We start from the raw sequence: 8,310 nt of genomic DNA on the forward strand, positions 1-8,310 counted from the left end.
TGTGTGGGTGTTTTTTGATTATTGGAATTATTTTGGTCGGTTGTGTTTGTCTGTGTGGTTTTTTGATTATTGGAATTGTTGTCGGAATTATTAGTGTTATTTGTTGATTGTGTACTAGTTTGTTGGTTATTACTATCCTTTTGTTGTGTCGTGTTTGTTCCGGTTTGTCCTGATGTGCGAGAGGAGTTTGTAGAGGAGTTTGTAGAGGAGTTTGTAGAAGTTTTTGTGCTATCTGTGTTATTGGAAGAGTCTGAAATAGTAGGGGTTAGCTTTACAAAAGATGGATTTTCTATGACTTTTTGGCCAGTAACTGGTTGTTGGGAACTCACAGCTTCGGCTGTTTCAGCTTGAACTTTTGCGATCGCTGGGTCTGGATTTGATTGTTGTTGTCGAGGTAGATCCAATCCCCGTACTATATCGCTAGTTTCATAAAAAGTTCTCAGGTCAAAATCGTACAACCCTTGAAATTGACCTTTTACTACAACAAGCATTTGGCCTGCTTTTAGTTCCCGACCCTGGGAACCATCTTTATTGAAAACTTCAATACCGCTATTTGTTAGTGCTGCTACAACTGTTGTATCTTTTTTCTCATCGTAGCGGACAAATAATGCTGAACCGCGAATTGCTGCTGCTGCATTTGGTGTGTTTACCCGTGTTCGTCCCTGTCCCGGTGGAATCAATAGCAACACAGTACCATTGGTCAAGCGAAAATTCCGTGTTTTGGGTAAGAATCGAAATATTGCTTGTTCTCCAACTCTTGCTAAAGAACCATCATTAAAACGCAACTCTGCTAGAGAGGCTCTACCAGTAGACAGTCCATCCCCCGGTATTATAGCATCTGACTTGCGTGCTCGACGCTTAGGTTGCTTGTGGGGCATGAGCTGTACCACATTATGAAGATTTTGGATCACAGCCCTAGTTAGAGGTGTTGTAGCAGTAGCCTGTTCTGGCAAAGGTAACACCGCAGTTCCCCAGCAGGTAGCCACCAAGAATGGGAGTAATTTACGAAACATATTTTGGAGCCTCGGTAATTTCACTACAGCCAAAGCAGTATAAAATAAGCTTTTAAATTAAAACTTTACGGTTCTTAATTTTTCTAATATGGCAAGATTCTTTTATAATTTTTTGTTGAAATATGTTTAATTTTTCAATAGATAAAAACATGCAAATTGACGATTACTAAAATTATTTAAATATTATCAGAAAATTTTTGCTGCGAAGAGCACTGGAGGGAGATTATATCATTATTTATAAATAATGAATCAAATACAATGATCATTTACAATGACAGAAGTCGCTCAAAATACAAAATCCTCATGTTACCTCACCGATTTCAAATTCGCAGTTAATTTGGTTACGAGACGGGTTACATTTTTAAAATCAAACCTTTTCTCTTAACTGTCTACCCTTTTCCCACCTGTCAATGTTATTTGACTCAATACTAGGCAGGAACTTCTAAAGAAGTTTATGGGTCTAATTTTTAGAAAACAGATTTTAGTATGCAACCCAAGGGCTGGAAAAATTTTTTAGTCAAGGTTTTGTTGGCCTCTAGTGGCGTCAACTGGTATTTCATTAGTGTTGATGCGGTAGAGGCTGCAAATTCAAGCTTGAGTAATTTCGGAGACAATTCAGGAGCAAAAGCTCCATTTTTGCCAGTTGATCAAATTACAAATCAACGATACCAGCAGTTACGACCAAAAAGCTTAAGTTCAAGATCAAAGCTTTTGTGGTCACTAAGCTTGACAGACAGGGTAGATGTACCAACAAACGATGTAGTCCCTGAAAAAGAAGAAAATGTTCCTGTATTTTCGACTACTGCTATCTTTTCTACAGGTGAACCATTAGAATTATACCCTCAGAGGACGCAAAAATTACTTTTTGTGCAACCAGAATCAACACCAAAAAGTTCTCCTGTTCAGATTGAACAGCCAAGTGAACTTCCACAGTCACAAACTCAGCCAACCTATACTCCCAAACCTTCCTCTACAAAAATAGGACAAAGTTTGGAAACACCGGAGACAGAAAGAGAAAAAAGACTGCAACGATTGATACAGCGTCTCAAGGGTAACTATCTACCATCACTAGAATCAAATTCACCAGAATCAAGTTTTGATGAAGAACTTGGTAAATTGAAACTACGAGAAGTGACACCGAACCAAGAACAACCACAACTTCCATCTATAGAACAACCAGCAAATCAATTTAAACCTGTAGGGTATTTATTGGCTCGTATTGGCTATTTTTACAGCAGCAACATTTTTTCATCAGCAGTTGTTCCTATTGAAGATAGCTTAATTTATTCTGGACTAACGCTTGGAACTGTTTCTCTTCCCTTGGGGAAAAAAACTTTTATCAATGGATCTATTGATGGTTACTTAATTCGTTACTTAGACCAATCAGAATATAACTATAATCAGGTGAGATTTAATCTCAATCTTCAGCAGAGATTTACGCCGCAAATGTATGGTGAAATTGGTTGGAGTAATCAACAGCTTTTTTATGCTAGAGATAATAATAACTTTGATGATGGCGATCGCTTTTTGGGTGAAAATGTCCTACGCCTAGCTTTGGGACGGCGAGATATTTTATCACGAAAAATCACACTAGATAGCTTTTATGAATTTCGTCTTAGTCTCACCGATCCCCCAGAAGACCGTAACCGAATCATTAATTTCTTCTGGCTTTCTCTGAATTATTATCTCCACAGATCTCTCCAAGCTGGTGTTGACTATCAATTTAGTTTATCCAATTTTACACAATATGAACGAGAAGACTTATATAATCGATTCTTTGGTCATCTAAATTACGGAATATCTAAAAATAGTAATGTTAGTGTACAAGCTGGTTTCACATTAGGTAACTCTAGCGAGAACAATATAGATTTTGATGGTTGGTTTTTAGGTATTAATTATAATTTAGAACTTGGTAGATTTTGAAAATCATCAATTGTCAATTGTCAAAAGTTTAATATTTTGTCGATTGACCATTGACCATTGACCATTGACTAATAACTAATCCAATCACTCCAACTACCTGCGTAAAGTTTACCTGTGTGAATCCCTGCTAATTCCAAAGATAGTAAATTTACACACGCAGTAACGCCAGAACCGCAATAAACTATAATTTCCTCTGCTTGTTTTAGCTGTAACCAACGGTGACTTTGTTCTTGTGGTGGAAGCAAATAACCTTTGCTGTCAGTAACTTCTAACCAAGGATAGTTAACTGCGCCAGGAATATGACCAGCTATTTTATCGATGGGTTCACGAATACCGAGGTAGCGATCGCTTTCTCGTGAATCTACTATAGCTACTCCAGGTAAATCTTTACGATTGATGACCATTTGACGGTCAACTACCATCTGTGTTTGCAGCGCATAAACAAAATTACCTTTTTGCTGAGGTTGAGGGATGATATCTGTAACAGGGTAGTTGGCTTTTTGCCATTCGCTAAAACCACCATCTAGAACCACCACTTGTTCATGACCAAGATAGCGCAACAACCACCACAATCGAGACGCAAAAGCAAGGTGAGAATCATCGTAAGCTACAACTAGAGTTTTTTGGAAATTTACTCCAATGGTTGATAATTTGTCAGCTAATTGATCAAGATTAGGTAAAGGATGTCTTCCCCCATGTTCTTCTACAGGACTAGAAAGATCTTGATTGAGATCTAGGTAGTAAGCACCTTGAATGTGACTGGTTTGGTATTGCTGTTTTCCTAGTTGTGGATCTGCCAAAGAAAAGCGACAATCCACTATTACGACTTGTGGATCTGCAAGATGTTCTAGTAACCATTCACGAGAAACGATGATTTTGGTCATTGGTCAAGTGTCATTGGTCAAGTGTCATTGGTCATTGGGGATTGGGGATTGGGGAGTGGGGAGTGGGGAGTGGGGGTTAGGGATTGGGGTAGACGGGGGAGACGGGGGACATGGGAAGGGAGAAAAACTAACTACTAACTCTAACTAGTCACTAAAAATAATGTCAGAATTAGATAACTTTACACCTGAACTTACCGCAGATGGTTCTTTCACTTTTTTTTCTCAAGAGTTTGGCGAGTCTTTTCATAGCCATTATGGAGCCAAGCAAGAGAGTTTTTTAAAGTTTGTTGAACCTACTCAACTGGTTGTGAAAGCTAAGTGTAAATCTGTGTTGCGGCTGTTGGATGTTTGTTATGGATTAGGATACAACACAGCGGCTGCTTTGCAAACAATTTGGTCTGTGAATCCTGATTGTGATGTAGAAGTAATCGGTTTAGAAATAAATACTGTTGTACCCCAAAGTGCGATCGCTCATCAATTATACGAAAATTGGAATTATGAGTATATTAATATACTAAAAAATCTAGCTTATGAGCAAAAAATACAAACAAATCGTCTCAAAGCCATGTTACTCATTGGTGACGCTAGAAACACTATTCAACAAGTGTACGCATCCGGTTTTCTAACTGATGCTATTTTCCTTGACCCCTTTTCACCACCCCAATGTCCGCAATTGTGGACGATTGAATTTATGCAGTGGCTGGCTTTGTGTTTGCAAAATGATGGTATTTTAGCTACATATTCTTGTGCTGGGGCTGTACGTACAGCACTTTTAGCAGCTGGATTACAAATAGGTTCGACTCCACCAGTCGGAAGGCGATCGCCTGGTACTGTTGCAGCCCATAAAGAGGACAGTGGGACAGAGGGACGCAACGACAGGTCTAGTATAGTTGATAAATTCTCTGCATTACCGCATCTGTTAGTTTCCAAGTCTTTACCACTCCTCTCCCAGCCAGAAATAGAACATTTACAGACTCGTGCTGCTATTCCTTATCGTGATCCTCAATTAACAGACTCTACCGAAGTTATACTGAGGCGGCGACAACAAGAACAACAAGCTTCTTCCCTTGAACCAACATCTCGTTGGCGAAAACGTTGGCACTCAGAGAGAATTAAGATTTGTGTGAATTAAAATACAATTATTTTAACTATGCTGTGCGAAAAAAAGAAGTATTACTGAAATGTAACAATTGTTACCTATATAGTGTAGACTTTTGTAATAATCATAGGACTTGCGTAAGTCCTATTAATTTTGAAATAAAAGTCAAAAACAATGACATTATTTGCCTCTACCATGTTAAGAAATATCTGTAAAAAACCTAATTTAACATTTGCACGAGTTGAACTGCTGATACAACTAGGAATTGTGGGCAGCAACATTTCATTTTTATGAAATAAAATGAAATAAAATAAAATTAGATAAATATTTATAGCAATTATAAAAAATAAATTGCTTGCTTAAGGAAATCATGCAGAGAAAAATGCAGACTTAAAGAGACTCAAGAACTACACTGGTTTTTGAAGACTCATTTTGTTAAATGATTTTGAAAATTGGAGTGCCTTTGTGATTCAATGGACATCCAAGGTTGCAGTCTCAACTAAAGAAATAAGCTGTTATGCATTTAAATTGTATATTTTGCGAGCAGGTTGTCAAAAGTCAACAGTCCAGAGTCAAAGACTAGCTTGGACTTTGGACTGTTGACCCTGGACAGTCCTAACGCAAGAATATTTAATCTAAGCGCACATCAGCTTATTTGGTAGTTTAATCCACCTAAACAATGTGAATAAAATAAACTCCAATGATCCTGTAGCATTACCAAATGCAGAAAATTATTCTTGGGAGTTATCTAAACAAAACCTGAACATTGAACAGAAAGAAGCCTTGTCCTCTTGTCGGATCAAAACTTGTGTGAATGTCGGTTACGATACACGGGAATTTAAAATACAACCAGACAAAGGGTCTACAGTGAATGGTTTTGATTCAGATACCCCTAAAGTCTTAGTCGTAGATGATCATGCAGCCAGTCGCATGACTGCTGTTGCCCTGTTGGCAATGGAAGGCTATAAAGTAATTGAAGCAGATAGTGGTTCTAGCGCGGTTGATTTGGTAACTCAAAACCAACCGGATTTAATTTTGCTAGATATAATGATGCCGGGTATTGATGGGTTTGAAGTATGTCAGTTACTTAAGCAGGATGAAGCTACGCGACTTATACCAATAATTTTTGTCACAGCTTTAAATGATCGGCGATCGCGTATTCGGGGTATAGAAGTCGGCGCAGATGATTTTTTGAGTAAGCCTTTTGACCGTATAGAGTTAGCAGCGCGTGTCAAGTCATTGGTGAAACAAAAGCGTCTGAATGAAGATTTAGATCATGCAGAACAAGTTTTGTTTTCTATAGCTAGGTCAATTGAAAGTCGCGATCCCAATACTGGAGATCATTGTGAACGACTAGTAACACTGGGAAAAGCTTTTGGTGAATACTTAAATCTCTCACGTAATCAAATTCGGGATTTGATGTGGGGTGGTTATCTTCACGATATTGGTAAAGTAGGAATTCCTGATTCTGTGTTACTCAAAAAAGGAAAACTCACTTCCGAAGAATGGAAGATCATGAAGCAGCACGTTTTAATTGGCGAAAAAATCTGCCAGCCTTTACGTAGTATGCAAGGCGTCATTCCTATTATTCGCCATCACCACGAGTGTTGGGACGGGTCGGGTTATCCAGATGGACTCAAAGGCGAAAAAATTCCCTACCTAGCACAAGTATTTCAGATTATTGATATTTATGATGCCTTGACTAGCGAGCGACCTTATAAAGTTGCTTTTTCTCCAGAAGAAGCACTTGCTGTCATGCAAGAAGAAACTGCTAAAGGATGGCGCAACCCTCACCTGATGCAACAGTTTGTAGAATTTAATCGCAGTTATCAACCATAGTGGTTAGTTGTTAGTGGTATGATTTGAGGCTGAATCTTAAAGTACCAAGCTCAATCAACGCAATTCACTTGGCTGATAGCTAATTATGGTAGTTGTAGCAATTTTAGCAGCAGGACGTGGGACACGGATGAAATCTAACCTCCCCAAAGTTTTACATTCTTTGGGTGGGCGATCGCTTGTCGAGAGAGTGATCGAAAGTGTCCAACCGCTTTCCCCTTCACGACAGATGGTAATTGTAGGGTATCAGGCTGAAGAAGTTAAAGCAGCGATGCTGTCAATTGGCGATCTAGAGTTTGTAGAACAAAGTGTTCAGCTAGGAACAGGTCATGCTATTCAGCAATTGCTACCTTACTTAGAGGGATATAGCGGCGATCTGCTGATACTCAACGGCGATCTGCCTTTAATACGCACGGAAACTTTGCAAAATCTCCTACGAACACACCAAGAAAAACAAAATAGCGCCACTATCCTAACTGCGTACCTGAGCAATCCCAAAGGCTATGGACGAGTTTTTTGTGACGATGACAATATTGTGCAGAAAATTGTTGAAGAAAAAGATTGCACTCCAGCCGAAAGACAAAATAATTGTATCAATGCGGGGGTGTACTGTTTCCGTTGGGAAAATTTGGCTAAAGTATTGCCGCATTTACAAGCTAATAATGCTCAAAAAGAATATTATCTGACTGATGCTGTCACTCAAGTTTCTCCAGTGATGGCAGTAAATGTGGAAGATGACCAAGAAATTTTGGGTATTAATGATCGCCTACAATTAGCATCTGCCTACGAAATTTTGCAAAGGCGCGTTAAGGAAAAATGGATGATCGCAGGTGTTACCATTATTGACCCTGCCAGTACCACGATTGACGATACTGTAGAGTTACATTCAGATGTAATTATTGAACCACAAACTCACTTGCGTGGGAATACGGTAATTCAGACGGGTTGCCGCATTGGCCCTGGTAGTTTGATTGAAAATAGTCACATCAGTGAAAATGTTACTGTAATGTATTCAGTGGTGACAGATAGTACTGTCCAAACTGGTAGCCGCATCGGTCCTTATGCCCATCTACGCGGACACGCAGAAGTTGGTGCTAAATGTCGGATTGGTAATTTTGTAGAATTAAAAAATACCAAACTAGGTGAACGTACTAATGTTGCTCACCTATCTTACTTGGGTGATACCACAACCGGAAATCAAGTTAATATTGGTGCTGGAACTATTACCGCTAATTATGACGGCGTCAAAAAACATCCAACTAAAATAGGCGATCGCACTGGTACAGGTTGTAATACTGTCTTAGTTGCACCAATCACTCTTGGAAATGATGTTTACGTAGCAGCAGGTTCCACAGCTACAGAAGATGTCCCCGATGATTGCTTAGTAATTGCTCGTGAGCGCCAAGTGCTGAAACCGGGTTGGGTGTCAAAAAAACATTCAGCCCAAAACTACCAACCAAAAAACCCGAGTTGATAATATCAGGTTATAAGAATGGCTGGCAGTTAACAGATTCCCCCCCCCCCCCCAATCCCCAATCCCCAATCCCCAATCCCC

The 8,310-nt window shown here is 39.2% G+C and carries 6 protein-coding genes; 4 read left to right on the top strand and 2 right to left on the bottom strand.

The features are described from left to right. A partial coding sequence (locus tag B4U84_RS25575; protein ID WP_131121063.1) for a FecR domain-containing protein occupies positions 1–1,013 on the bottom strand: 1,013 nt, incomplete at its 3' end. A gap of 486 nt (positions 1,014–1,499) precedes the next feature. Here B4U84_RS25575 and B4U84_RS25580 point away from each other — a divergent pair. Then, entirely contained in the window at positions 1,500–2,936 is a 1,437-nt protein-coding gene (locus B4U84_RS25580) for a hypothetical protein (protein WP_131120961.1), read from the top strand. A gap of 68 nt (positions 2,937–3,004) precedes the next feature. On the opposite strand, the gene B4U84_RS25585 is transcribed toward B4U84_RS25580, so the two are convergent. Next, positions 3,005–3,820, bottom strand: coding sequence for a sulfurtransferase (locus B4U84_RS25585; protein WP_044452659.1), 816 nt, complete (start codon positions 3,818–3,820; stop codon positions 3,005–3,007). A gap of 160 nt (positions 3,821–3,980) precedes the next feature. Here B4U84_RS25585 and B4U84_RS25590 point away from each other — a divergent pair, with 160 nt between their 5' ends. The 3 genes from B4U84_RS25590 to glmU all read left to right on the top strand — a co-directional run bounded on the left by B4U84_RS25590 (position 3,981) and on the right by glmU (position 8,229). After that, positions 3,981–4,952 (top strand): tRNA (5-methylaminomethyl-2-thiouridine)(34)-methyltransferase MnmD, encoded by a 972-nt coding sequence (locus B4U84_RS25590; RefSeq protein ID WP_131120962.1) that lies wholly within the window; start codon positions 3,981–3,983, stop codon positions 4,950–4,952. 633 nt (positions 4,953–5,585) lie between these two features. Continuing rightward, positions 5,586–6,758 (top strand): response regulator, encoded by a 1,173-nt coding sequence (locus B4U84_RS25595; RefSeq protein ID WP_051040584.1) that lies wholly within the window; start codon positions 5,586–5,588, stop codon positions 6,756–6,758. An 85-nt stretch (positions 6,759–6,843) separates the two neighbouring features. Continuing rightward, complete coding sequence (gene glmU / locus B4U84_RS25600; RefSeq protein WP_131120963.1) at positions 6,844–8,229, top strand: bifunctional UDP-N-acetylglucosamine diphosphorylase/glucosamine-1-phosphate N-acetyltransferase GlmU; 1,386 nt, start codon at positions 6,844–6,846, stop codon at positions 8,227–8,229. Positions 8,230–8,310: the final 81 nt, after the last annotated feature.

It is taken from the genome of Westiellopsis prolifica IICB1, assembly GCF_004323185.1.
GTDB lineage: Bacteria > Cyanobacteriota > Cyanobacteriia > Cyanobacteriales > Nostocaceae > Pelatocladus > Pelatocladus prolificus_A.

Coding starts and splice junctions, on each gene's coding strand:
- B4U84_RS25580 (WP_131120961.1), top strand. CDS start 1,500: ATGCAACCCAAGGGCTGGAAAAATTTTTTAGTCAAGGTTTTGTTGGCC.
- B4U84_RS25585 (WP_044452659.1), bottom strand. CDS start 3,820: ATGACCAAAATCATCGTTTCTCGTGAATGGTTACTAGAACATCTTGCA.
- B4U84_RS25590 (WP_131120962.1), top strand. CDS start 3,981: ATGTCAGAATTAGATAACTTTACACCTGAACTTACCGCAGATGGTTCT.
- glmU (WP_131120963.1), top strand. CDS start 6,844: ATGGTAGTTGTAGCAATTTTAGCAGCAGGACGTGGGACACGGATGAAA.